Source organism: Cupriavidus pauculus (assembly GCF_003854935.1).
Taxonomy (GTDB): Bacteria; Pseudomonadota; Gammaproteobacteria; order Burkholderiales; family Burkholderiaceae; genus Cupriavidus; species Cupriavidus pauculus_C.
The window spans coordinates 1,309,339-1,331,981 of record NZ_CP033969.1 but is presented as its reverse complement, the minus strand read 5'-3'; the positions used below and the strand labels follow the sequence as shown (position 1 = coordinate 1,331,981).

At 67.4% G+C, this 22,643-nt stretch carries 20 protein-coding genes; 8 read left to right on the top strand and 12 right to left on the bottom strand.

The annotated features are described in order from the left end of the window. The first annotated feature begins 36 nt into the window (after positions 1-36). From EHF44_RS07825 to EHF44_RS07805, 5 genes are all read left to right on the top strand, one after another. Positions 37-1,302, top strand: a complete 1,266-nt coding sequence (locus EHF44_RS07825) for a type II secretion system F family protein (protein WP_124683220.1) — start codon at positions 37-39, stop codon at positions 1,300-1,302. 27 nt (positions 1,303-1,329) lie between these two features. Continuing rightward, positions 1,330-2,223, top strand: a complete 894-nt coding sequence (locus EHF44_RS07820; protein WP_124683219.1) for a prepilin peptidase — start codon at positions 1,330-1,332, stop codon at positions 2,221-2,223. Positions 2,224-2,286: 63 nt separating this feature from the next. Further along, positions 2,287-2,901, top strand: a complete 615-nt coding sequence (gene coaE / locus EHF44_RS07815; protein WP_124683218.1) for a dephospho-CoA kinase — start codon at positions 2,287-2,289, stop codon at positions 2,899-2,901. A gap of 223 nt (positions 2,902-3,124) precedes the next feature. Beyond that, positions 3,125-3,883, top strand: coding sequence for a cell division protein ZapD (gene zapD, locus EHF44_RS07810; protein ID WP_124683217.1), 759 nt, complete (start codon positions 3,125-3,127; stop codon positions 3,881-3,883). Positions 3,884-3,894: 11 nt separating this feature from the next. Next, on the top strand, positions 3,895-4,083 hold the full coding sequence (locus tag EHF44_RS07805) for a DNA gyrase inhibitor YacG (protein ID WP_124683216.1): 189 nt from the start codon (positions 3,895-3,897) through the stop codon (positions 4,081-4,083). Positions 4,084-4,140: 57 nt separating this feature from the next. Here the strand turns inward: EHF44_RS07805 and EHF44_RS07800 are convergent, their stop codons facing one another. From EHF44_RS07800 to secA, 5 genes are all read right to left on the bottom strand, one after another. Beyond that, on the bottom strand, positions 4,141-6,171 hold the full coding sequence (locus EHF44_RS07800) for an OPT family oligopeptide transporter (RefSeq protein WP_124683215.1): 2,031 nt from the start codon (positions 6,169-6,171) through the stop codon (positions 4,141-4,143). A gap of 75 nt (positions 6,172-6,246) precedes the next feature. Continuing rightward, positions 6,247-6,690, bottom strand: coding sequence for an NUDIX domain-containing protein (locus EHF44_RS07795; protein WP_124683214.1), 444 nt, complete (start codon positions 6,688-6,690; stop codon positions 6,247-6,249). Between the two features lie 6 nt (positions 6,691-6,696). After that, the gene (locus EHF44_RS07790; protein WP_124683213.1) at positions 6,697-7,587 is read right to left on the bottom strand and encodes an ATP-binding protein; all 891 of its coding nucleotides are present in this window, start codon (positions 7,585-7,587) and stop codon (positions 6,697-6,699) included. Positions 7,588-7,625: 38 nt separating this feature from the next. Beyond that, entirely contained in the window at positions 7,626-8,852 is a 1,227-nt protein-coding gene (gene argJ / locus EHF44_RS07785) for a bifunctional glutamate N-acetyltransferase/amino-acid acetyltransferase ArgJ (protein WP_124683212.1), read from the bottom strand. A 101-nt stretch (positions 8,853-8,953) separates the two neighbouring features. Next, positions 8,954-11,743, bottom strand: coding sequence for a preprotein translocase subunit SecA (secA, locus tag EHF44_RS07780; protein WP_124683211.1), 2,790 nt, complete (start codon positions 11,741-11,743; stop codon positions 8,954-8,956). A 321-nt stretch (positions 11,744-12,064) separates the two neighbouring features. Between secA and EHF44_RS07775 the strand changes: the two genes are divergently transcribed. The 3 genes from EHF44_RS07775 to EHF44_RS07765 all read left to right on the top strand — a co-directional run bounded on the left by EHF44_RS07775 (position 12,065) and on the right by EHF44_RS07765 (position 14,600). Continuing rightward, the gene (locus EHF44_RS07775; RefSeq protein ID WP_124683210.1) at positions 12,065-12,568 is read left to right on the top strand and encodes a DciA family protein; all 504 of its coding nucleotides are present in this window, start codon (positions 12,065-12,067) and stop codon (positions 12,566-12,568) included. Positions 12,569-12,709: 141 nt separating this feature from the next. Beyond that, positions 12,710-13,882 (top strand): M20 aminoacylase family protein, encoded by a 1,173-nt coding sequence (locus EHF44_RS07770; protein WP_124683209.1) that lies wholly within the window; start codon positions 12,710-12,712, stop codon positions 13,880-13,882. Positions 13,883-13,895: 13 nt separating this feature from the next. Beyond that, entirely contained in the window at positions 13,896-14,600 is a 705-nt protein-coding gene (locus EHF44_RS07765; RefSeq protein ID WP_124683208.1) for a hypothetical protein, read from the top strand. 71 nt (positions 14,601-14,671) lie between these two features. Here EHF44_RS07765 and lpxC read toward each other — a convergent pair whose 3' ends face one another. The 7 genes from lpxC to murC all read right to left on the bottom strand — a co-directional run bounded on the left by lpxC (position 14,672) and on the right by murC (position 22,635). Then, positions 14,672-15,589, bottom strand: a complete 918-nt coding sequence (gene lpxC / locus EHF44_RS07760; RefSeq protein WP_124683207.1) for a UDP-3-O-acyl-N-acetylglucosamine deacetylase — start codon at positions 15,587-15,589, stop codon at positions 14,672-14,674. A gap of 154 nt (positions 15,590-15,743) precedes the next feature. Beyond that, positions 15,744-16,250: a peroxiredoxin gene (locus tag EHF44_RS07755; RefSeq protein ID WP_124683206.1), complete on the bottom strand. Its 507-nt coding sequence runs from the start codon at positions 16,248-16,250 to the stop codon at positions 15,744-15,746. Positions 16,251-16,655: 405 nt separating this feature from the next. Next, entirely contained in the window at positions 16,656-17,846 is a 1,191-nt protein-coding gene (ftsZ, locus tag EHF44_RS07750) for a cell division protein FtsZ (protein WP_124683205.1), read from the bottom strand. Between the two features lie 197 nt (positions 17,847-18,043). After that, positions 18,044-19,276, bottom strand: coding sequence for a cell division protein FtsA (ftsA, locus tag EHF44_RS07745; protein ID WP_061955279.1), 1,233 nt, complete (start codon positions 19,274-19,276; stop codon positions 18,044-18,046). After that, on the bottom strand, positions 19,273-20,184 hold the full coding sequence (locus tag EHF44_RS07740; protein ID WP_124683204.1) for a cell division protein FtsQ/DivIB: 912 nt from the start codon (positions 20,182-20,184) through the stop codon (positions 19,273-19,275). The genes ftsA and EHF44_RS07740 overlap by 4 nt, the downstream gene beginning before the upstream one ends. Positions 20,185-20,239: 55 nt before the next feature. Continuing rightward, on the bottom strand, positions 20,240-21,223 hold the full coding sequence (locus EHF44_RS07735) for a D-alanine--D-alanine ligase (RefSeq protein ID WP_124683203.1): 984 nt from the start codon (positions 21,221-21,223) through the stop codon (positions 20,240-20,242). Further along, positions 21,220-22,635, bottom strand: a complete 1,416-nt coding sequence (gene murC / locus EHF44_RS07730) for a UDP-N-acetylmuramate--L-alanine ligase (protein ID WP_124683202.1) — start codon at positions 22,633-22,635, stop codon at positions 21,220-21,222. Before murC ends, EHF44_RS07735 begins: the two co-directional genes overlap by 4 nt. Between the last annotated feature and the right edge of the window lie 8 nt (positions 22,636-22,643).

The following is a 22,643-nucleotide window of genomic DNA, read 5'->3' as shown; positions in this document are numbered from 1 at the left end:
AAACAATAGCAATAGCAAGACATCGGGGGTCATATCATGGCGACGCGCGCACCAGCGGCGGGCGCCCGGACGGCAGCGCCGTCACGGGCCAAGACAGGGCGAAAGGCGCCCACGCAGTACATCTTCGAATGGGAAGCCAAGGACCGCAAGGGCAAGGGCTTCAAGGGCGAGCAGCGGGCCGAGAGCCAGGCCGAGGTGACCGCCACCCTGCGCAAGCAGGGGCTGACCGTCGTCAAGATGAAGAAGCGCAAGGCGGCGCGCGGCAAGAAGATCACCGAGAAGGACATCGCGTACTTCACGCGCCAGCTCTCGACGATGCTCAAGGCGGGCATTCCGCTGCTGCAGTCGATCGACATCATCGCGCGCGGCCATGCCAACCCGAATTTCACGCAGCTGCTGAACGACATCCGCTTCGACATCGAGTCCGGCAGCAGCATGGCGCAGGCGTTCCGCCGGCAACCCCGGTACTTCGACACGCTCTACTGCAACCTCATCGACGCCGGCGAACAGGGCGGTATCCTCGATGCGCTGCTGGAGCGGCTGTCGCTGTACATGGAAAAGAGCATCGCGCTGAAAAGTCAGATCAAGTCCGCGATGATCTACCCGATCGCCGTGCTGACCGTGGCGTTCGCGGTAACCGTGGTGCTGATGCTGTTCGTGATTCCGGCATTCAAGGGCGTGTTCTCCAGCTTTGGCGCCGCCCTGCCCGCCCCGACCCAGGTGGTGATCGGCATCTCGGACTTCTTCGTCGAGTACTGGTACCTGATCGTCGGGGGGCCGATCCTGTCGATCATCGGCTACTTCCGGGCGCGCAAGACATCGGAAAAGGTGCAGCGCTGGCACGACAAGGCGCTGCTCAAGATGCCGATCTTCGGCAGCCTGTTCCGCAAGGCCGTGGTGGCCCGCTGGACCCGCACGCTGGCCACGATGTTCGCGGCCGGCACGCCGCTGGTGGAGTCGATGGAATCGGTGGCGGGCGCGGCCGGCAACTGGATTTACTACGATGCCACGCGCGAGATCGAACAGGCCGTGCGGATCGGTACCAGCCTGACCAACGCCATGCAGGCCACGCACGTGTTCGACAACATGGTGCTGCAGATGACGCAGATCGGCGAGGAATCGGGCGCGCTGGACAACATGCTGCTGAAGGTGGCCGAGTTCTACGAGCGCGAGGTGGACGACGCCGTGGCGGCCATCTCCAGCCTGATCGAGCCGCTGATCATCGTCATCCTCGGGGTGCTGATCGGTGGCATGGTCGTGGCCATGTACCTGCCGATCTTCAAGCTGGGCCAGGTGGTCTGAGGACGGCGCAACGACAGGTGTAACGCAATGCAAGCTGCATTTGGCCCGGGTGGCGTCGCCACGCTGGCATCGCTGGCGGCCTGGCCGCCAGTCTTCCTGATCGCGGTGGCCGGCCTGCTCGGCCTGCTGGTTGGGAGTTTTCTCAACGTGGTGATCCATCGCCTGCCCCGGATGATGGATCGCGAGGAAGCCAACTACATCGCGGAGGTGCGCGGCGAGCCGCTGCCGCACCCCGACCGGTACAACCTGATGGTGCCGCGCTCGGCCTGCCCGCATTGCGGGCACAAGATCGCGGCGTGGGAGAACGTGCCGGTCGTGAGCTGGCTGTTCCTGCGCGGCAAGTGCTCGGCGTGCAAGGCGCCGATCAGCGTCCGCTATCCGCTGGTGGAGGCGGTGACGGGCGTCCTCACCGCGCTGGCGGCCTGGCACTTCGGGCCGTCGGTGCAGGCGCTGGCGGCCATCGTCATGGTCTGGGCCGTGGTGGCGCTGTTCATGATCGATGCCGACACGATGCTGCTGCCGGACCAGATCACGCTGCCGCTGCTGTGGCTGGGCCTGCTGCTGAACCTGCAGGGCTACTTCGCGCCGCTGGCGGACGCCGTGATCGGCGCGGCGGCCGGCTACCTGGTGCTCTGGCTGGTCAACCTGGTCTACGCGCTGGTCCGTGGCCACGACGGCATGGGTCACGGCGACTTCAAGCTGATGGCGGCGCTGGGCGCGTGGTTTGGCTGGCAGGCGCTGCCGGCGCTGATCCTGACGTCGTCCATCGTCGGCGCCGTGATTGGCGGGCTGATGCTGCTGGTCCAGCGCAAGGGCCGGGAGACGCCGTTCCCGTACGGGCCGTACATTGCCGGCGCGGGGCTGGTCGTGCTGTTCCTCGGGCGCGACCTGCTGCCGCTGGACCTGCTGGCCGGCCTGTAGCGGCCAGCCGGCGCCCGCAAAGCTGGTATCGTGGGCGCCATCCCCACCGAAGGATTTCGCTCCATGCTGGAAATCGGCCTGACCGGCGGCATCGGCTCCGGCAAGACGCGCGTCGCGGACCTGTTTGCCGCCCGCGGCGCCGCACTGATCGATACCGACCTGCTCGCCCACGAGATCACTGCGCCCGGCGGCCTGGCCATCGCACCGCTGGTGGAAGCCTTTGGCCCGCGCTGCCTGCGCGCCGACGGCGCGATGGACCGCGACGCCATGCGCGCGCTGGTGTTCTCGGACCCATCCGCCAAGGCCCGGCTCGAAGCCATCACCCATCCGCTGATCCGCCAGCTCACCGCGTCGCGCGCCGCCGCGGTCCGGGCGGCCGGCCAGCATCCGTACCTGATCTACGTGGTGCCGCTGCTGGTGGAATCGGGCACGTGGCGCGCGCGGGTGGGCCGCGTGCTGGTGGTGGACTGCCAGGAAGAGACGCAGGTGGCGCGCGTCATGGCCCGCAACGGGTTCACGCGCGAACAGGTACAGGCCATCATGAACCGGCAGGCCACGCGTGCGGCGCGGCTGGCCGTGGCCGACGACGTGGTCGACAACGACGGCCCGCCCGAAGCTCTGGCACCGCAGGTGGCGCGGCTCGACACGCTGTACCGGTCGCTGTCGGCCAGCGCGTAGCCCGGCCACGTTTGTTACGGGCCACCTTGGGAACATTCGATTTGTCCTCGGGCGCCGACTCGCATAGAATGCGCTGAAACATGCCGGAGATGGCGCGCCAAGTGACGGCTGACGGCCTTTGCGCCGCCTCGGACCTCCCTCAAGCGTGCGCGGCGGCACCGGCTGGCCTGCGGGCGCCCTCGACTGAAACCACCGCCATTCGGCGCGCAGCACGGATACCGACTTGATCCTGTACGAATATCCTTTCAACGAACGCATCAGGACGCTCCTGCGCCTGGAAGACCTGTTCGATCGGCTGGATTATTTCCTTGGGCAGGAACATCCGCTGCAGCACCACGTTGCCATCACGACGATCTTCGAGATCATCGACGTGGCTGGCCGCGCCGACCTCAAGACTGACCTGATCAAGGAACTGGAGCGCCAGCGCCAGGCTCTGGCGCCGCTGCGGGCCAACCCGCAGATCGACCAGGACGCGCTGGTCAGCGTCATTTCCGAGATCGAACAGGGCATCGCGGCGCTGAACCAGACCGTGGGCAAGGCCGGCCAGTTGCTGACCGACAACGAGTGGCTCACCAGCATCCGCAGCCGCGCGATCATTCCGGGCGGCACCTGCGAGTTCGACCTGCCCGCCTATTTCGCGTGGCAACACCGTCCCGCCGAGGACCGCCGCGCCGATATCCTGAAGTGGGCGCGCCCGCTGGCGTCGCTGCGCATGGGCGCCACCATCGTGCTGCGCCTGCTGCGCGAGTCGGGCCAGAGCGGCAAGGTCATCGCCACGGGCGGCAGCTATCAGCAGATGCTGTCCGGCCGCAGCTACCAGTTGATGCAGGTCTACCTGGACGAGTCGCTGCTGGCCTTCATCCCGGAAATGAGCGCCAACAAGTACATGCTCTGGGTGCGCTTTACCCAGCAGGACGGCGACATGCGGCCGCGGTCCGTCGATGCGGACATCCCGTTCCTGCTCAAGCTCTGCAATTTCTGAAGTTCACCACGATGCCAGCCGTCGTCAAATGTCCCACCTGCGGCAAGGATGTTGCCTGGGTGCCGGAAAACAAGTTCCGCCCGTTCTGCTCCGATCGCTGCAAGCAGATCGACCTGGGCGCATGGGCGTCCGAGAAATACGTGATCGGCGGCAAGCCCGGCGATTCGACGCCCGAGCTGCCCGAGGACCCGGACGACTGACCCCCGGGCCGCCCTGGCCCTGGCCGGCCGCTACCCGCGTGGCAGCCGGCGCGACGCTCAGCGGGCCGCCATCACCCGCCGCCAGAACCCCGCGCAGACCAGCACGAACGCCGCAAGCCCAAGCCACTGCGCCGTGACGGCAAACCCTTCGCCCACCAGCGCCAGCGGGGCTTCCTTGCCGGACAGCCCGATCATGGCCGCCAGCGCCACGCCCACCAGGCTCTCGCCGACGATCAGCCCCGACGCCAGCAGCGTGCCGCGCCGCTCGGCGTGCGCCAGCACGGCCTGCACATCGTCGCCGCGCGCCTCTGCCCGGCGCCGCTGCGCGCGGTTCAACGCCCAGGCCAGCACCGCGCCCACCACCAGCGCCGAGCTGATCGTCGGCGGCAGGTAGATGCCGATGCCCACGGCCAGCACGGGCAGCCGCGCCGTGCCGCCGCGCCGCCGCAGCATTTCGTCGATGGCGATCAGCACCACGCCCAGCCCCACGCCGATCAGGATCATCGTCCAGTTGAGCTGATGCGTGAAAATGCCGGTGGCGATGGCCGTCATCAGCGTCGCCTGCGGCGCGGCCAGCGCGGCGTTCGGGTCCATGTCCGCCCGCGGCAGCGCGCCCGCGAAGCCGTACGCGTGGTACAGCAGCTCCAGCACGGGCGGGATCACGGCGGCCCCCACGGCGCAGCCGATCAGCAGCGCCACCTGCTGGCGCCACGGCGTGGCACCCACCAGCCAGCCGGTCTTCAGGTCCTGCAGGTTGTCGTTCGAGATCGACGCCACGGCCACCACGGCCGAGGTGGTGAAGATGGCCAGCGCAATCGCGAACTTGCCGCCCTCGGGCGTGTCCAGCAGCCCGTCCAGCGTGCCCAGGCCCAGGATGAGCAGCGACACCAGGATGACCGCGATGATGCCGATGCCCGAGATCGGGCTGGCCGACGAGCCGACCAGGCCGGCCATGTAGCCGCAGGCCGCCGCCACCAGGAATCCGAACACGAACGCGAACAGCACCGCGCAGGCCACCAGCTTCCACATCGCGGCGCGGTCCAGCGGCGCGGGGGCAAGGAAGTAGCCGAACGTGACGGCCAGCACCGCCAGCAGCACCAGCGTCACGATGCCGATCCACACCGCCGGCATGTCGCGCTGCGTGCGCGGCACCTGGCCGCCGTTGGCCGCCGCGCCGCCGCGCAGCGCGCCCATCGACGCGCGCACGCCCTCCACCATCGGCTTGAACAGCGTGCCGAGCGTCCAGATCGCCGCGATGCCGATCGTCCCGGCGCCGATAAAGCGCGCCTGCGTGCTCCAGATCGACGTGCCAAAGCTCTGCAGCGTGGCGCCGGCCGGCATCGGCGTGATGGCCGTCAGCCACGGCACCGCCACGCCCCACGTCAGCACCAGCCCCAGCAGCATCGCCAGCCCGCCGACGATGCCGACCAGGTAGCCGGCACCCACCAGCGCCAGCGAGAACCCCATCGACAGCCGGACGACCGACGCGCCCGCCGCCAGCCACGCATTGGCGCCCTCAGCCAGCACGCGCAGCCCGCCCGCCGCAAAGCTGAACAGCCCCGCCGCCACGCCGCCGGCCATCAGGTCCGCCAGCCCGGTGCCCTGCTGCCGGCCGCCCGCGGCCTGGCTGGCGCTGCCCACGCGCAGGATTTCAGCCGCGGCCACGCCTTCGGGATACGGCAGGTCGCTCTGCACCACCATGGCGTGGCGCAGCGGGATGCTGAAGATCACGCCCAGCATGCCGCCGGCCGCGCAGATGGCCAGCGTCTGCCAGAACGGAAAGCCCTGCCAGTGGCCCAGCATGACCAGCCCGGGCAGGATGAAGATGATCGACGACAGGGTGCCCGCGGCCGAAGCCTGCGTCTGCACCATGTTGTTTTCAAGGATGTTGGCGTGCGGAAACAGCCGCAGCACGGCCATCGATATCACGGCGGCCGGGATGGCCGACGAGAACGTGAGCCCCACCTTCAGGCCCAGGTAGATGTTGGACGCGGTGAACACCACGGTGATCAGCGCACCGAGGATGATGCCGCGCAGTGTCAGTTCGGGCAGCGAGACCGCGTCATCGATACGATCGACACGTTGCATGAAGCCTCCTGATTCGTCTTGTGGATGGTCAACGAAAATGCCCGGCTTGTGGCCGGGCATGAATTATCTGCGTAGTCAGCGGTGGCGGGACTCTTCCGCCAGCCAGTCGACCACCGGGATGGTGGCCGGCAGTAACGGCCCAACGTCCACGGGCACGGCCTGCCAGGCAAACGCCTGCCCCTCCCGGCCAACCGGCTCGCCGCGCCAGTCGGTGATCTTGCAGAAATACAGCCGCACATAGGCGTGCGGATAATCGTGTTCCAGGGTGTGCCAGCGCTCGCTGCGCACGATGTCGAGCCCCAGTTCCTCGTGCAGCTCGCGCGCCAGCGCGGCCTCCACGGTCTCGCCGGGTTCCAGCTTGCCGCCCGGGAATTCCCAGTAGCCTTCGTACGGCTTGCCGGCCGGCCGCTGCGCCAGCAGGAAGCGGCCGTCGGGCTGGATCATCACGCCCACGGCCACCTCGGTGACCTTGCGCGTCTGCCCGTCGGGCGTCGTCACGGTTTCCGCGTGTCCCGTCATGCCCGCTTACGCCTTGTCCGCCACGAACGGCTTGCCGTGCTTGCCGCCCCAGTCGCGCGCAAACTGCCACGCCACGCGGCCCGAGCGCGAGCCGCGCTCCAGCGCCCAGACCAGCGCATCGCCACGGGCCGCCTCGATGTCGGCCGGCGTGCAGCCAAAGTGCGACAGCCAGTGGCCGACGATGGCCAGGTACTCGTCCTGCTTCGGGGGATAGAACGACAGCCAGAGCCCGAACCGCTCGGACAGCGAGATTTTCTCCTCCACCACCTCGCCCGGATGGATCTCGCCATCGGCCGTGTGCTGGTAGGTCTCGTTGTCCTTCATGTACTCGGGCAGCAGGTGGCGGCGGTTCGACGTGGCGTAGATCAGCACGTTGTCCGACTGCGCGGCCACCGAGCCGTCCAGCGCCGACTTCAGCGACTTGTAGCCCGACTCGCCCTCCTCGAACGACAGGTCGTCGCAGAAGATCACAAAACGCTCGGGACGCGACGCCAGCTTCTCGACGATGTCGCCCAGGTCGCCCAGGTCGTCCTTGTCCACCTCCACCAGCCGCAGGCCGTGCTGCACGTACTCGTTCAGGCACGCCTTGATCAGCGACGACTTGCCGGTGCCGCGCGCGCCGGTCAGCAGCACGTTGTTGGCCGGCAGGCGGTTCACGAACTGGCGCGTGTTGGCCACGATGGCGTCTTTCTGGCGGTCGATGTTCTTGAGGTCGTCCAGATGGATCGGCGGCAGCTGGCGGATGGCCTGCAAGTAGCCGATGTTGCCGAACAGGCTCTGCCGCTTGCGCCAGCGAAACGCCACCGCCTCCTGCCAGTCCGCATCGGTCAGTTCGGGCGGCAGCCATTGTTCAAGGCGGGCGAGGAAGCCATCGAGGCGGGCGGCGAGGTCGGACATGGGGCGCTTCTTCCAGGGCGAAAACGAAAAGGGTCGGCTTAGGAACGGTAGTCGGCGTTGATCGACACGTAGTCGTGGGACAGGTCGCAGGTCCACACCGTGGCCTCGGCCTGACCGCGGCCCAGCGCGATGCGCACCGTGATCTCGGCCTGCTTCATCACGCGCTGGCCGTCTTCCTCGCGGTACTCGGGGTTGCGGCCGCCGTTGCGGGCCACCAGCACGTCGTCGAGCCAGAGGTTCACGCCGCCCACGTCCAGGTCATCCACGCCGGCATAGCCTACGGCGGCCAGGATACGGCCCAGGTTGGGGTCCGACGCGTAGAACGCGGTCTTGACCAGCGGCGAATGGGCCACGGCATAGGCGATCTGGCGGCACTCGGCCACGTCCTTGCCGCCTTCCACGCGGATCGTCATCAGCTTGGTGGCGCCCTCGCCGTCGCGCACGATCATCTGGGCCAGTTCCTGGGCCAGCGACGTCACGGCGTCGCGCAGCGCCTGGAAGGCCGGGCCGTCGGTGCGGTCCACGGTCACGCCGGCCTGGCCGGACGCGATCAGCACGAACGAGTCATTGGTCGACGTATCGCCATCAATGGTGATGCTGTTGAACGAGTGGTCGGCCGCGTGCGTCACCAGCTGCTGCAGCACCGGCTGCGGCACGGCTGCGTCCATGGCGATGAAGCCCAGCATCGTCGCCATGTTCGGGCGGATCATGCCGGCGCCCTTGCTGATGCCGGACATCGTCACGGTCTTGCCGTCGATCTGGACCGTGCGCGACGCCGCCTTGGGCTGCGTGTCGGTGGTCATGATCGCCTCGGCGGCAGCCAGCCAGTTGTCGGTGCGCAGGTTGGCGATGGCCGGCGTCAGCGCGGCGGTCAGGCGGTCCAGCGGCAGTTGTTCCAGGATCACGCCGGTCGAGAACGGCAGCACCTGGTTCGCGCCAATCGCGAACAGGCTGGCCACGGCGTTGCACGTGGCGCGCGCGGCGGCCAGGCCCGGCTCGCCGGTACCGGCGTTGGCGTTGCCCGTGTTGACCACCAGCGCGCGGATGCCGGCGCCCGCGGCCAGATGCTCGCGGCACACCTGCACCGGCGCGGCGCAGAAGCGGTTGCGCGTGAACACGCCCGCAACCGTGCTGCCCTCGGCCAGCTTCACCACCAGCACGTCCTTGCGATTGGCCTTGCGGATGCCACCCTCGGCCCAGCCGAGCTCGACACCAGCGACGGATTTCAGGTTCTCTGCCAGCGGCAGGGGCAAGTTCACGGGCATGTGCGTTTCCTCAAAATCTTCGATGCTTCTGACGAACATGCCCGCTTGAGCACGGACTCAAGCGGGCATGTCTCTCTATCACTGCGGGGCGCGCGGCGGGCTCAGCTCAGCTTGCCGTGGCACTGCTTGAACTTCTTGCCCGATCCGCACGGGCAGGGGTCGTTGCGGCCCACCTTCGGCATGCCGGCCAGCGCGACGTCGCCACCCATGGCCGCCATGGCCGCCGCCGAGGCACCGCTGCGTACCGGCGACTGCTCCACCGGCTCGCGGCCTTCGGCGAATTCGTCGTGCTTGTACTGGACGTTCTCCAGGTGCGACAGGCCTTCCTCGATCTCCTCGGACGCCTGCTCCAGTTGCTCCGGCGACTGGATCATCACGTTGAACACCACGCGCGTGACCTCGCTCTTGATCACGTCCAGCAGACGGGCGAACAGTTCGAACGACTCGCGCTTGTATTCCTGCTTCGGGTCCTTCTGGGCGTAGCCGCGCAGGTGGATGCCCTGGCGCAGGTGGTCCAGCGCGGCCAGGTGCTCGCGCCAGTGCGTGTCGATGCTCTGGAGCATGACCGAGCGCTCGAAGCCGGCGAACGACTCGCGGCCCACCTGGGCCACCTTGGCGTCGTACCTGTCGCGCGCCGCGCCCAGCACCAGGTTCAGCAGTTCGTCGTCCTCGATGCTCTGCGCGCCCTCGATGGTCTTGGCCAGCGGCACGTCCAGGTTCCAGTCCTCGCGCAGGCGCTGTTCCAGTCCGGCGACGTCCCACTGCTCTTCCATCGTCTCGGCCGGCACGTGGTCGCGGAACAGCTCGATCAGCACGCTCTCGCGCAGGTTGGCCACCATGTCGCCAACGTCCCGCGCTTCCAGCACGTCGTTGCGCAGCTTGTAGATTTCCTTGCGCTGGTCGTTGGCAACGTCGTCGTACTGCAGCAGTTGCTTGCGGATGTCGAAGTTGCGGCCTTCCACCTTGCGCTGCGCCGATTCGATCGAGCGCGTGACGATGCCGGCCTCGATCGGCTCGCCCTCGGGCATCTTCAGCCGCTCCATGATCGCGCGGACGCGGTCGCCGGCGAAGATCCGCAGCAACTGGTCGTCCAGCGACAGGTAGAAGCGCGACGAACCGGGGTCGCCCTGGCGCCCGGCACGGCCACGCAGCTGGTTGTCGATCCGGCGCGACTCATGGCGCTCGGTGCCGACGATGTGCAGGCCGCCCGACGCCTTGACCTGCTCGTGCAGCGACTGCCATTCGCCCTTGAGCTGTTCGATCTTCGATGCCTTCTCGGCGTCGGACAGGCTCGCGTCGGCCTCGATGAAGCCGGACTGCTTCTCGACGTTGCCGCCCAGCACGATGTCGGTACCGCGGCCGGCCATGTTGGTCGCGATCGTGATCATCTTGGGCCGCCCGGCCTGCGCCACGATCTCGGCCTCGCGCTCGTGCTGCTTGGCGTTCAGCACCTGGTGCGGCAGCTTTTCCTTGTTCAGCAGGTCCGACAGGTACTCGGACGTCTCGATCGACGTCGTGCCCACCAGCACCGGCTGGCCGCGCTCGTAGCAGTCGCGGATGTCGCGCACCACGGCGTCGTAGCGTTCCTTGGACGTCTTGTAGATCTGGTCCTGGAAATCCTTGCGCTGGGCCTGGCGGTTGGTCGGGATGACGACCACTTCGAGGCCGTAGATTTCCTGGAACTCGTACGCCTCGGTATCGGCCGTGCCGGTCATGCCGGCCAGCTTCTCGTACATCCGGAAGTAGTTCTGGAACGTGATCGTCGCCAGCGTCTGGTTTTCCTGCTGGATCGACACGCCTTCCTTGGCTTCCACGGCCTGGTGCAGGCCGTCGGACCAGCGGCGGCCCGTCATCAGGCGGCCCGTGAATTCATCGACGATGACCACCTCGTCGTTCTGCACCACGTAGTGCTGGTCGCGGTGGAACAGGCTGTGCGCGCGCAGCGCGGCGTACAGGTGGTGCATCAGCGTGATGTTCTGCGGCGCGTAGAGCGACTCGCCCTCGCCGATCAGGCCCTGGGCGGCCAGGATCTGCTCAGCCTTCTCGTGGCCGGCTTCGGTCAGATAGACCTGGTGGCCCTTCTCGTCCACGTAGTAGTCGCCGGGCTTCTCCACGCCGGTGCCGTCGGCCTTTTCCTCGCCGACCTGGCGCTCCAGCAACTTCGGAATGCCGTTCATGCGCTGGTAAAGGTCGGTCTGGTTCTCGGCCTGGCCCGAGATGATCAGCGGCGTGCGCGCCTCGTCGATCAGGATCGAGTCCACCTCGTCGACGATCGCGTAGTGCAGCGGGCGCTGCACGCGCTGCGACGGGTCGTAGACCATGTTGTCGCGCAGGTAGTCGAAGCCGAACTCGTTGTTGGTGCCGTACGTGATGTCCGCGTTGTAGGCCACCTGCTTCTGGTCATGCGGCATCTGCGACAGGTTCACGCCCACCGACAGGCCCAGGAAGTTGTACAGGCGCCCCATCCACTCGGCGTCGCGCTGGGCCAGGTAGTCGTTGACGGTCACCACGTGCACGCCCTTGCCCGTCAGCGCATTCAGGTACACGGCCAGCGTGGCGGTCAGCGTCTTGCCCTCGCCGGTGCGCATTTCGGCAATCTTGTTGTCGTTCAGCACCATGCCGCCGATCATCTGCACGTCGAAGTGGCGCATCTTCATGACGCGCTTGCTGGCCTCGCGGCAGACCGCGAACGCCTCGGGCAGCAGGGAATCGAGCGACTCGCCGCCGGCATGGCGCTGGCGGAACGTCTCCGTCATGCCGCGCAGTTCGTCGTCCGAAAGCGCCTCGTACTTCGGCTCGAGCGCGTTGATTTGCGCGACCGTGCGGCGATATTGTTTGATCAGCCGTTCGTTGCGGCTGCCGAAGACTTTCTTGAGAAGGCCCGTGATCATCGAGTGCTTTCACCTGCCCCGCAGTCCGGCGTACGTCCGGCCAGATCCGCGCGGGCAATGGGTAGATTGGCGCAAAACGCCGAGTTTATCATGTGCCGAAGTCCTGACCGGGCCTGTGGCAGGCGCAGATTCTGCACGGACCGACAGCCGGGCGCGAACGCGTCGGCGACCCGTCCAGCAGGTTGGGACTGGCGCGGCCACCGCAATGTTCCGGCCGGCCGGGACGGCGCCCTCCCAGTGGCACATCACGCACACGCGGCCGGGCGGGCAGCCGCGCATTTCCGCCCGTGTCCGGCCGGGATTGCGCGATAGAATGCGCGCATGCGCATGTTCACCCACCACGCCCTCCAGACGCCCAATGCCAAGCCGCTGAACGACTGGCTGGCCAAGTCCGGGCCCGTATCGTCCCTGATGCGGACGGCGCGGGAGCTGGCGTCGCTGGAAGCGGAAGTCTTTGCGCTGCTGCCGCCCGCCTTGCGCGGCGGCATCGCGGTGGCCGGCGTCAAGACCGACAACCGCGGGCCGCAGGCCGAGCAGACGCTGCTGTTGCTGGCAGCCCACGGTGCGGCCGCCGCGCGGGTCCGGCAGGTGGTGCCCACCCTGCTCGCCCGGCTGCAGCAACGCGGCTCGCAGGTGACGGCGATCCGGGTGCGCGTGCAGCCCGAGGTGGGCCGCGCGGACTGGGACACCGGGCCGGTCGAGCGCAAGCCGCGCACGCAGAATCTGCCGCCGGCCGGCCTGCAAAGCATGGACGCGCTCGCGCGCGACCTCGACGACTCGCCGCTGAAAGACGCCGTCCGCGCGTTGCTGGCGCGCCACCGCTGAACCCGCCTCCCCCCGCTGATCCTTCCCTCTCGCCCGTCGTCGGCCAAACCATGACGCCGGGCAATTTGATGCGTCTTCCCGGCCCATAGAATGGATTCGGTCGTGCTCACGGCCCTTTGCACCGATCAAAGGAGAAGCGCCATGTACCAACGCATGCTGAATGCCATCGCCGAGACCGAGGACAAGTTCGTCCAGATCCGGCACGAGATCCACCAGCACCCGGAAATCGGGTTCGAGGAAACCCGCACCAGCGACCTGGTGGCCCGGCTGCTCGAAGGCTGGGGCTACGACGTGCATCGCGGCCTGGCCAAGACCGGGGTGGTGGGCACCCTGAAGGTCGGCAGCGGCGGCAAGCGGCTGGGCATCCGCGCCGACATGGACGCGCTGCCGATCATGGAGGCCAGCCACAAGGCGTGGAGCAGCACGGTGCCCGGCAAATTCCACGGCTGCGGCCACGACGGCCACACCGCCATCCTGCTCTGCGCCGCCGAGTACCTGGCCAGGACGCGCAATTTCGACGGCACGCTGAACTTGATCTTCCAGCCGGCCGAGGAATTGCTGTACGGCGGCAAGGTCATGGTCAACGACGGCCTGTTCGAGCGCTTCCCGTGCGATGCGATCTTCGCCATGCACAACATGCCCGGCTTCAAGGAGTGCGAGTTCTACTTCCGGCCGGGCGCGTTCATGGCGTCGTCGGACACGCTGCACATCGAAATCCAGGGCGTCGGCGGCCACGGCGCGATCCCCGAGAAGGCAATCGATGCCACGCTGGTCGCGTGCCATATCGGCACGGCGCTGCAGAGCATTGTTTCGCGCAATGTATCGCCGTTCGAGGCGGCGGTAATCACCATCGGCAGCATCCAGTCGGGCGAGGCGCCCAACATCATCAACAGCAAGGCGCTGATGAAACTCAGTGTCCGCTCGCTCCACCCCGACGTCCGGACGCTGCTGCTCAAGCGGATTGGCGAAGTCGCGCAACTGCAGGCGCAGAGCTTCGGCGCCACCGCCGAGGTCACGCACGTCAACGGCAGCCCGGTACTGGTCAACGGCGGCGAGGCCACCGAGTTCGCGGCCCAGGTGGCGCGCGAGTTGTTCGGCGCCGACAAGGTGCACACCGACGCCCCGCAACTGCCCGGCAGCGAGGACTTCGCCTTCATGCTGGAAGCCCACCCCAACGGCAGCTACATGATCATCGGCAGCGGCGACCAGCCCGGCTACTGCATGGTCCACAACCCCGGCTACGACTTCAACGACAAGTGCCTGGTGCCAGCCGCCGCCTACTGGTGCGCGCTCACCGAGCGCTACCTGAAGTGACCGGCGCCCGGCGATGAAACTTCAGGACCTTGCGCTGGCCGCGCTGCTCTGCCTGGTGCTGGTGCCGTTCGCGGTGTTCCCCGACTGGCTGGCGGCCTACAAGACCGTCAATGCGGAGCACGGCATGGTGATGGCGTTCTTCAAGTTCGGCTTCCTGGCGACGCTGGGCGAGGTCATCGGGCAGCGCATACGGACCGGCCACTATCCGGGGCGGCACTTCGGCATCGTGCCCAGGATCGTCGTCTGGGGGATTCTTGGCCTGTTCATCAGCATGGCGTTCAAGGTCTTCGCCGTCGGCGCGCCCTACTTTGCGGAGTACCTGGGCCTGGACGGCGTGGTCGCGGCCATGGCCGGCGAGTTCACGGCGCTGAAACTGGCCGGCGCGCTGGTCATCAGCACGCTGATGAACCTGACGTTCTCGCCGGTGATGATGACCGCGCACAAGGTCACCGACATGCATATCGCCCGCCATCGGGGCGGCCTGCGGGCGCTGTGCCGGCCGATCGCCGTTGCGGACCACCTCAAGGCGCTCGACTGGCAGACCCAGTGGGGCTTCGTCATCAAGAAGACCATCCCGCTGTTCTGGATTCCGGCCCACACCCTGACGTTCCTGCTGCCGCCCGACTCCCAGATCCTGTTTGCCGCGCTGCTCGGCGTCGCCCTGGGGATCGTACTGGCCGTGGCCGGCCCCAAGCCGCCGGTGCCCGTGGCCGCGTAACGCATGCCCCAAACAAAAACCCCCGCTCTTGCGAACGGGGGTTTTGATCTGGCGCAGTCGCCAGGGGCAGATCAGGCGAAGGCCGGCTGGGCCTGCGGCAGGAAGGCCACTGGCGCTTCCTCGACCTTGTCGAAGGTCACGATCTCGTAGGCTTCCTGGTCGGCCAGCAGCGCGCGCAGGAGCTGGTTGTTCAGGCCGTGGCCCGACTTGTTGGCGATGTACGCGCCAATCAGCGGATGGCCAACCACGTACAGGTCACCGATCGCGTCGAGGATCTTGTGGCGCACGAACTCGTCGCCGTAGCGCAGTTCCTCGTTGTTCAGCATGCGGTGCTCGTCGAGCACGATCGCGTTGTCCAGGCTGCCGCCGCGGGCCAGGCCCATCTCGCGCAGCGCCTCCACCTCGTGGGCAAAGCCGAACGTGCGGGCACGGGCAATCTCGCGGACGTAGCTGGTATCGGCAAAGTCGATCGAGAACGTCTGGCCGGTCTTGTCGACGGCCGGATGCCGGAAATCGATGGTGAACGCCAGCTTGAAGCCGAAGAACGGCTCCAGCCGCGCCAGCTTGTCGCCCTCGCGCACCTCCACGGCTTTCTTGACGCGGATGAACCGCTTGGCGGCCGGCTGTTCCTCGATCCCGGCCGACTGCAGCAGGAACACGAACGATGCCGCGCTGCCATCCATGATCGGGATTTCCTCGGCGTCGACGTCCACATAGAGATTGTCGATGCCCAGGCCGGCGCAGGCCGACATCAGATGCTCGACCGTCGACACGCGCGCGCCGTTCTTCTGCAGGACCGAGGCGAGTCGCGTGTCGCCAATGGCGCCGGCGGCCACCGGAATCTCCACCGGCTCGGGCAGGTCGACGCGCGTGAACACGATGCCGGCATCGGCGGGGGCCGGCCTCAGCGACAGCGTCACCTTGCGACCCGAGTGCAAACCGATGCCGACCGTCTTCACCACGGATTTGATAGTGCGCTGTTTGAGCATGACGGCCTCAACTATTATTAAAAGCTATTAGGCAAAATTTCCAATAACGCGATGCTACCACCAGTCAGTGTATTGCGCTGCACCACTTTGTGTCCGGGTGTTATGCATTGTTAATGAAAAGCCTAATAAATCACTTTTCCTGACACGGTTCGTGTCAGCCACGCAACGCCTGGAGCACGGCTTCGGCGCTGCTGACCTTGAACTCGCCGGGCGCCTCGACCGACAGGTGCGTCACCACGCCGTCGTCGATCACCATCGCGTAGCGCTTGGCGCGCACACCCAGACCGCGCTGGCTCAGGTCCTGGTCCAGGCCCAGCGCGCGCGCCCATTCGCCGGCGCCATCGGCCATCATGCGGACCTTGCCGCCGGCATTCTGCTCGCGGCCCCAAGCGCCCATCACGAATGCGTCGTTGACCGAGTGGCACCACACTTCGTCCACGCCGGCGGCGCGCAGGTCATCGTTCAACTGGACGAAACCGGGCACATGCTTGGCCGAGCAGGTCGGCGTGAACGCGCCGGGCAGCCCGAACACCACGATCTTCTTGCCCTTGACCAGTTCGGCCACCGGAAACGCATTAGGACCGAGCGCGCAGCCGCCGGTCTCGGTCTCGAAGAACTCGTACAACGTGGCGTCGGGGACGCGCTGGCCAACGGCGATCATGGGAATTGTCCTTCAGGGGGGAGAAACCTGCCTGCATCATAGACCGAATGCCGTCGCGGAATGGGGTCGCGACAGGCCGTGCGGCCATGCGTGTGCAGCGGGCATACCTTGTACGGTCGAAACGCCGCGCGGCGCGTTACGGGAACGCGCCGCGCGGGCGGAGACATCCCGCCGCCGGGAGGGCGGGAAACCAGTCCGGGGAGGCGGCCGATGGCCTGCCTGCCCGGCAACGGGATGCGACGGACGACATGCGGCATGGCGCGGCAGCTATTCGCCGTGCGCGCTGACGGGCGACGTCAGTCCAGGCAATCGCCGGGCGGATAGGGAGCGCCCAGGCGATGCGTGACGGACTTCGGACAACCTGCCAGGCGCACGGCCGCAGCCGCCGCCCCGCCGGAGCCCAACTCAGTCTGCCTGCTTGCGCAGGAAGGCCGGGATGTCGTACGTGTCCACGCCCTTTTCCTGCAGCGCCGCGACGTGGGCCGATGCCGACTCACGCGAGCTGCGCCACACCGCCGGGGTGTCCAGGTTGCTGTAGTCGGGCGAGGCATGTGCCGGCGCGGCGGTCAGGCCGGCCATCATCTGCACCGGGATGTTGTCCGTGCCGGTCTTCAGCAGCGTCATCGGCTGCTGCTTCTTGGCCGAACGGCCCAGGCCCGTCGCCACCACGGTCACGCGCAGCGCGTCGCCCATCGAGTCGTCGTACACCGTACCGAAGATCACGGTCGCGTCTTCCGCGGCGTAGCTGCGGATCGTGTTCATGACTTCCTTGGTTTCCGACAGCTTCAGCGAGCGGCTGGCCGTGATGTTGACCAGCACGCCGCGCGCGCCGGACAGGTCCACGCCTTCCAGCAGCGGGCTCGCCACGGCCTGCTCGGCGGCCAGGCGGGCGCGGTCCACGCCGGACACGGTCGCCGTGCCCATCATGGCCTTGCCCTGCTCGCCCATCACCGTCTTCACGTCCTCGAAGTCGACGTTCACCAGACCGTCGACATTGATGATCTCGGCGATGCCGGCCACGGCGTTGTGCAGCACGTCGTCGGCGCACTGGAAGCACTTGTCCATCTCGGCGTCGTCGCCCATCACCTCGAACAGCTTCTCGTTGAGCACAACGATCAGCGAGTCCACCGACGCTTCCAGTTCGCCCGAGCCATGTTCGGCCACCTTGGCGCGGCGTGCGCCTTCGAAGTCGAACGGCTTGCTGACCACGCCCACGGTCAGGATGCCCATTTCCTTGGCCACCTGCGCCACGATCGGCGCGGCACCGGTACCGGTACCGCCGCCCATGCCGGCAGTGATGAAGACCATGTGGGCGCCGCGCAGCGCGTCGGCAATCTGCTCCCGCGCCGATTCGGCGCAGTTGCGGCCCACTTCGGGCTTGGCACCGGCGCCCAGGCCGGTGTTGCCGAGCTGCAGGACGCGCGACGCCGTGGAACGCTTGAGCGCCTGGGCATCGGTATTCATGCAAATGAATTCCACGCCCTGCACACCACGGCTGATCATGTGCTGCACGGCATTGCCGCCCGCGCCGCCCACGCCCACCACCTTGATGATGGTGCCGTCCTGAATCTCCGTTTCGATCATGTCAAAGTCCATCACTGCCTCCGAGAAAAATCAGTCCCCAAACGCTGCGGCCTCCCCGCCGCAACCCTTGGTTCCTGAACAAGAAACCATCAAAGAACTACTCGCCAATACTGCTGAAAAACTGCCTGATCCTGCTCAACGTGCCACGCGCCGATCCGCTGACTGCAACAGGCGCGTTGCACTTAAGAATTTCCTGACACGCTTGCGGCTCAGAAGTTGCCAACAAACCATTCCTTCATGCGTGTCCACACCTGCTTGACCTGTCCGCTCTGCACCGCCACCTTGCGGCCGCGCATCCGCTGCACGCAGCCTTCCTGCAGCAGGCCCATCACGGTGGAATAGCGCGGGCTCTTCACCACCTCGTGCAGGTTGCCGCGATACTCGGGCACGCCCACGCGCACCGGCTTCAGGAAGATGTCCTCGCCCAGCTCGACCATGCCCGGCATCATCGCCGTGCCGCCCGTGATCACCACGCCCGACGACAGCAGCTCCTCGTAGCCGGATTCGCGCACCACCTGGTGCACCAGCGAGTACAGCTCCTCGATGCGCGGCTCGATCACGGCGGCCAGCGCCTGGCGGCTCAGCGTGCGCGTGCCGCGGTCGCCCACGCCGGGCACCTCGATCATGTCTTCCGGGTCGGCAATCGCCTGCTTGGCAATGCCGTACTGCATCTTGATGTCCTCGGCGTCGGGCGTCGGGGTGCGCAGCGCCATGGCAATGTCGTTGGTGATCTGGTCGCCGGCGATGGGGATCACGGCCGTGTGGCGGATCGCGCCTTCGCTGAAGATGGCGATGTCGGTGGTGCCGCCGCCAATGTCCACCAGCACCACGCCCAGTTCCTTCTCGTCCTCGGTCAGCACGGCCAGGCTCGACGCCAGCGGCTGCAGGATCAGGTCGTGCACCTCCAGCCCGCAGCGGCGCACGCACTTGACGATGTTCTGCGCCGCGCTGACCGCGCCGGTCACGATGTGCACCTTCACCTCCAGCCGGATGCCGCTCATGCCGATGGGCTCGCGCACGTCTTCCTGGCCGTCGATGATGAATTCCTGCGTCAGGATGTGCAGGATCTGCTGGTCGGTCGGGATGTTGACCGCCTTGGCCGTCTCGATCACGCGGGCCACGTCCGTCTGCGTGACCTCCTTGTCCTTGATCGCCACCATGCCGCTGGAGTTGAAGCTGCGGATATGGCTGCCGGCGATGCCCGTGAACACCTCGGCGATCTTGCAGTCGGCCATCAGCTCGGCCTCCTCCAGCGCGCGCTGGATGGACTGCACGGTGGCCTCGATGTTGACCACGACCCCCTTCTTCAAACCCTTGGACTCTGACTGGCCCATCCCGATGACCTCGTAGCTGCCGTCGGGGCGCAGTTCCGCCACCACGGCCGCCACCTTCGAGGTGCCGATGTCGAGACCGACCAGAAGGTCCTTGTATTCCTTGCTCATCGAGTTTTCTCCGCGTTCTTACTCTTGAGTCGCGTCGGATTGTTGTTGGAGTGGCCGGCCGAAGCCGCCTGGGCGGCACCCGTTGCCGCCGCCTTCGTTGCTTCCTTGGCCGCCGCCTTGGCCGCGGCCTTCGCCTGATCCTCGGTCAGGAAGCGCACGTTCGCCGTGCGGATCGCAAAACCGTTGGGGTAGCGCAGGTCGGCGTATTCGATCTGCTTGCCCCACTGCTGCGTCAGCTGCGGCCACGACGCCACGAAGCGCTTGACCCGCGCCTCCATGGCACCGCGGTCCTCGTCGTTCTGCTCGCGGCCGAACTCGATCACCATCCCGTTCGACAGCCGCGCCCGCCACGCATAGCGGCCGGACAGCGCCACCGCCAGCGGCTCGGCCTGGATCGGCCTGAACCACTCGCGCATCGTTTCCAGCTTGGCGACCACGTCTTCCTCGCTGTCCGGCGGGCCGTCCAGCGCCAGCAACTGGGCGTCTTCCTCGGCCTCGGCCGTGTTGGCGACGAACACCTCGCCATAGGTGTTGATCAGCCGCCCGCTGTCCGTGCCGCCCCAGGTGCCCAGCGCCTCGTGCTCTTCCACCTGCACGGCCAGCCCGTTCGGCCATTCGCGCCGCACGCTGGCATGGCGCACCCATGGCACCGATTCGAACGCCTGGCGCGCGGCGTTCAGGTCGAGCGTGAAGAAATTGCCCGACAGCTTGTTCAGCGCGTTGGCCCGCACGCTCGGCGCGTTCACGTGGCGCAGCTGGCTGCCGTCCGTGGAAGTCAGCTCCACGTGCGTGATGGCGAAAACGGGCCGCTGCGCCAGCCACAGCAGGCCGGCGCCAAGCGCCATGAGCGCCACCAGCGCATAGAGCGCTGAGGCGATCAGGTTGAGCAGGCGCGCGTTGTGCCACATGGTCGTAGGTCGGGCGGTCAGCCGGTTCGGGTCGCGGTGAGGCGGGTTGGTCGGATTACTCGGGTTTCCAGTGCTCGTTCGGATGCAGGTCCAGCGTCGCGGCGGCCAGCACCTGCATCACGAAATCCTCGTAGCTGATGCCCTGCGCGCGCGCCGCCATCGGCACGAGCGAATGGCCGGTCATGCCGGGCGAGGTGTTCATTTCGAGCAGGTACGGCTTGCCGGCGCGCGTCAGCATCACGTCGGCGCGGGCCCAGCCTCGGCAACCCAGTACGCGGAACGCCTCCACGGCCAGCGCGCGGACTTCACGCTCCAGCGCGTCAGGCAGCGTCGAGGGGCACAGGTATTGGGTATCGTCAGTAAAGTACTTATTTTGATAGTCGTAGTTCGACTCGGGCGCCACAATCTTGATGACCGGCAGCGCCTCGGCCGTGGCGCCCTCGCCCACCACGGGGCAGGTCAGCTCGTCGCCGTCGATGAATTCCTCGGCAATCACGTCGGCGTCCAGCCCGGCGGCGCGCGCGAACGCGTCGCGCATCTGGCCGGCCTCGGTCACCTTGGTCAGGCCGATCGACGACCCCTCGCGCGCCGGCTTGACGATCAGCGGCAGGCCCAGGTCACGCACCACGGCGTCGAAATCGGTATCCGCATGCAGCATGGCAAAGCGCGGCGTGGCCAGCCCGTGCGTCATCCAGAGCCGCTTGGTGGCCTGCTTGTCCATGGCCATGGCCGATGCCAGCACGCCGCTGCCCGTGTAGGGCAGGCCAAGCTGCTCCAGCAGGCCCTGCATCGTGCCGTCCTCGCCGTAGCGGCCGTGCAGCGCGATGAACACGCGGTCGAACCTTGCCGCGGCCAGATCGGCCACGGACTGCAGCGCCGGGTCGAAGCCGTGCGCGTCCACGCCGCGCGCCTTCAGCGCCGCCAGCACGCCGTTGCCGGACATCAGCGAGATCTCGCGCTCGGCCGACTTGCCGCCCAGCAGCACGCCAACCTTGCCCAACGACTTCGGATCGATATTGGGATGGGCGACGAAGCTCATTGCTGGCCTCCTGCCTGGTGCGACACCAGTTGTCCCGGGACGGCGCCAATCGTGCCGGCGCCCATCGTCACGACCACATCGCCAGGCCGCACGGCATTCAGGATCGACTGGGGCATGTCCTCGATCTGCTCCACGAAAACGGGTTCCACCTTGTTGGCCACGCGCAGCGCGCGGGTCAGCGCGCGGCCGTCGGCGGCCACGATCGGCGCCTCGCCGGCCGCGTAGACCTCGGCCAGCAGCAGCGCGTCCACGGTGCCCAGCACCTTCACGAAATCCTCGAAACAGTCGCGCGTCCGCGTGAAGCGGTGCGGCTGGAACGCCAGCACCAGCCGGCGGTCCGGAAACGCGCCGCGCGCGGCGGCCAGCGTCGCGGCCATCTCCACCGGGTGGTGGCCGTAGTCGTCCACCAGCGTGAAGGTGCCGGCGCCGTCGGGCGTGGCCACCTCGCCGTAGCGCTGGAAGCGGCGGCCCACGCCGTGGAATTCGCGCAGCGCCTTGACGATGGCGGCGTCCGGCACTTCCAGCTCGGTCGCGATGGCAATGGCGGCCAGCGCGTTCTGCACGTTGTGCAGGCCGGGCAGGTTCAGCACCACGTCCAGCGGCGGCTCGGCGTGGCCGTTCAACTGGCGCAGCACCGTGAAATGCATCTGGCCGTCCACGGCGCGCGCATTGATCGCGCGGATCTGGGCGTCCTCGGCAAAGCCGTAGCGCACCACGGGCTTGGAGACGAACGGCATGATCTCGCGCACGTTCGGATCATCGACGCACAGCACGGCAATGCCGTAGAACGGCAGCCGCTGGGTGAACTCCACGAACGCCTGCTTGAGCCGGGCGAAGTCGTGCCCGTAGGTGTCCATGTGGTCGGCGTCGATGTTGGTGATGACCTCCATCACCGGAAACAGGTTCAGGAACGACGCGTCCGACTCGTCGGCCTCGGCCACGATGAAGTCGCCGGTGCCCAGCCGGGCGTTGGCGCCAGCCGAATTCAGCCGGCCGCCGATCACGAAGGTCGGGTCCAGCCCGCCCTCGGCCAGCACCGACGCCACCAGGCTGGTCGTGGTGGTCTTGCCGTGCGTGCCGGCAATGGCGACGCCCTGCTTGAGCCGCATCAGCTCGGCCAGCATCACGGCGCGCGGCACCACGGGGATGCGGCGCGCGCGGGCGGCCAGCACCTCGGGGTTGTCGTTGGTCACCGCGGTGGACACCACCACGGCATTGGCACCGTCCACGTTGGCCGCGTCATGGCCGTGGCAGACGCGGGCGCCCAGCGAGGCCAGCCGCCGCGTGGCGGCGTTGCTGCCCATGTCGGAGCCCGAGACCTTGTAGCCCAGGTTCAGCAGGACCTCGGCGATGCCGCTCATGCCGGCCCCGCCGATGCCTACGAAGTGGATGTTCTTGACGATATGCTTCATTGAATTCG

What these genes read in the sequence shown, in the direction of transcription:
- EHF44_RS07825 (WP_124683220.1), top strand. Translation starts at nt 37, where the DNA reads ATGGCGACGCGCGCACCAGCGGCGGGCGCCCGGACGGCAGCGCCGTCA.
- lpxC (WP_124683207.1), bottom strand. Translation starts at nt 15,589, where the DNA reads ATGCTCAAACAGCGCACTATCAAATCCGTGGTGAAGACGGTCGGCATC.
- EHF44_RS07800 (WP_124683215.1), bottom strand. Translation starts at nt 6,171, where the DNA reads ATGCAACGTGTCGATCGTATCGATGACGCGGTCTCGCTGCCCGAACTG.
- EHF44_RS07775 (WP_124683210.1), top strand. Translation starts at nt 12,065, where the DNA reads ATGCGCATGTTCACCCACCACGCCCTCCAGACGCCCAATGCCAAGCCG.
- ftsA (WP_061955279.1), bottom strand. Translation starts at nt 19,276, where the DNA reads ATGAGCAAGGAATACAAGGACCTTCTGGTCGGTCTCGACATCGGCACC.
- EHF44_RS07770 (WP_124683209.1), top strand. Translation starts at nt 12,710, where the DNA reads ATGTACCAACGCATGCTGAATGCCATCGCCGAGACCGAGGACAAGTTC.
- ftsZ (WP_124683205.1), bottom strand. Translation starts at nt 17,846, where the DNA reads ATGGACTTTGACATGATCGAAACGGAGATTCAGGACGGCACCATCATC.
- murC (WP_124683202.1), bottom strand. Translation starts at nt 22,635, where the DNA reads ATGAAGCATATCGTCAAGAACATCCACTTCGTAGGCATCGGCGGGGCC.
- coaE (WP_124683218.1), top strand. Translation starts at nt 2,287, where the DNA reads ATGCTGGAAATCGGCCTGACCGGCGGCATCGGCTCCGGCAAGACGCGC.
- argJ (WP_124683212.1), bottom strand. Translation starts at nt 8,852, where the DNA reads ATGCCCGTGAACTTGCCCCTGCCGCTGGCAGAGAACCTGAAATCCGTC.
- EHF44_RS07755 (WP_124683206.1), bottom strand. Translation starts at nt 16,250, where the DNA reads ATGATCGCCGTTGGCCAGCGCGTCCCCGACGCCACGTTGTACGAGTTC.
- EHF44_RS07795 (WP_124683214.1), bottom strand. Translation starts at nt 6,690, where the DNA reads ATGACGGGACACGCGGAAACCGTGACGACGCCCGACGGGCAGACGCGC.
- EHF44_RS07735 (WP_124683203.1), bottom strand. Translation starts at nt 21,223, where the DNA reads ATGAGCTTCGTCGCCCATCCCAATATCGATCCGAAGTCGTTGGGCAAG.
- EHF44_RS07820 (WP_124683219.1), top strand. Translation starts at nt 1,330, where the DNA reads ATGCAAGCTGCATTTGGCCCGGGTGGCGTCGCCACGCTGGCATCGCTG.
- EHF44_RS07765 (WP_124683208.1), top strand. Translation starts at nt 13,896, where the DNA reads ATGAAACTTCAGGACCTTGCGCTGGCCGCGCTGCTCTGCCTGGTGCTG.
- EHF44_RS07740 (WP_124683204.1), bottom strand. Translation starts at nt 20,184, where the DNA reads ATGTGGCACAACGCGCGCCTGCTCAACCTGATCGCCTCAGCGCTCTAT.
- secA (WP_124683211.1), bottom strand. Translation starts at nt 11,743, where the DNA reads ATGATCACGGGCCTTCTCAAGAAAGTCTTCGGCAGCCGCAACGAACGG.
- EHF44_RS07790 (WP_124683213.1), bottom strand. Translation starts at nt 7,587, where the DNA reads ATGTCCGACCTCGCCGCCCGCCTCGATGGCTTCCTCGCCCGCCTTGAA.
- EHF44_RS07805 (WP_124683216.1), top strand. Translation starts at nt 3,895, where the DNA reads ATGCCAGCCGTCGTCAAATGTCCCACCTGCGGCAAGGATGTTGCCTGG.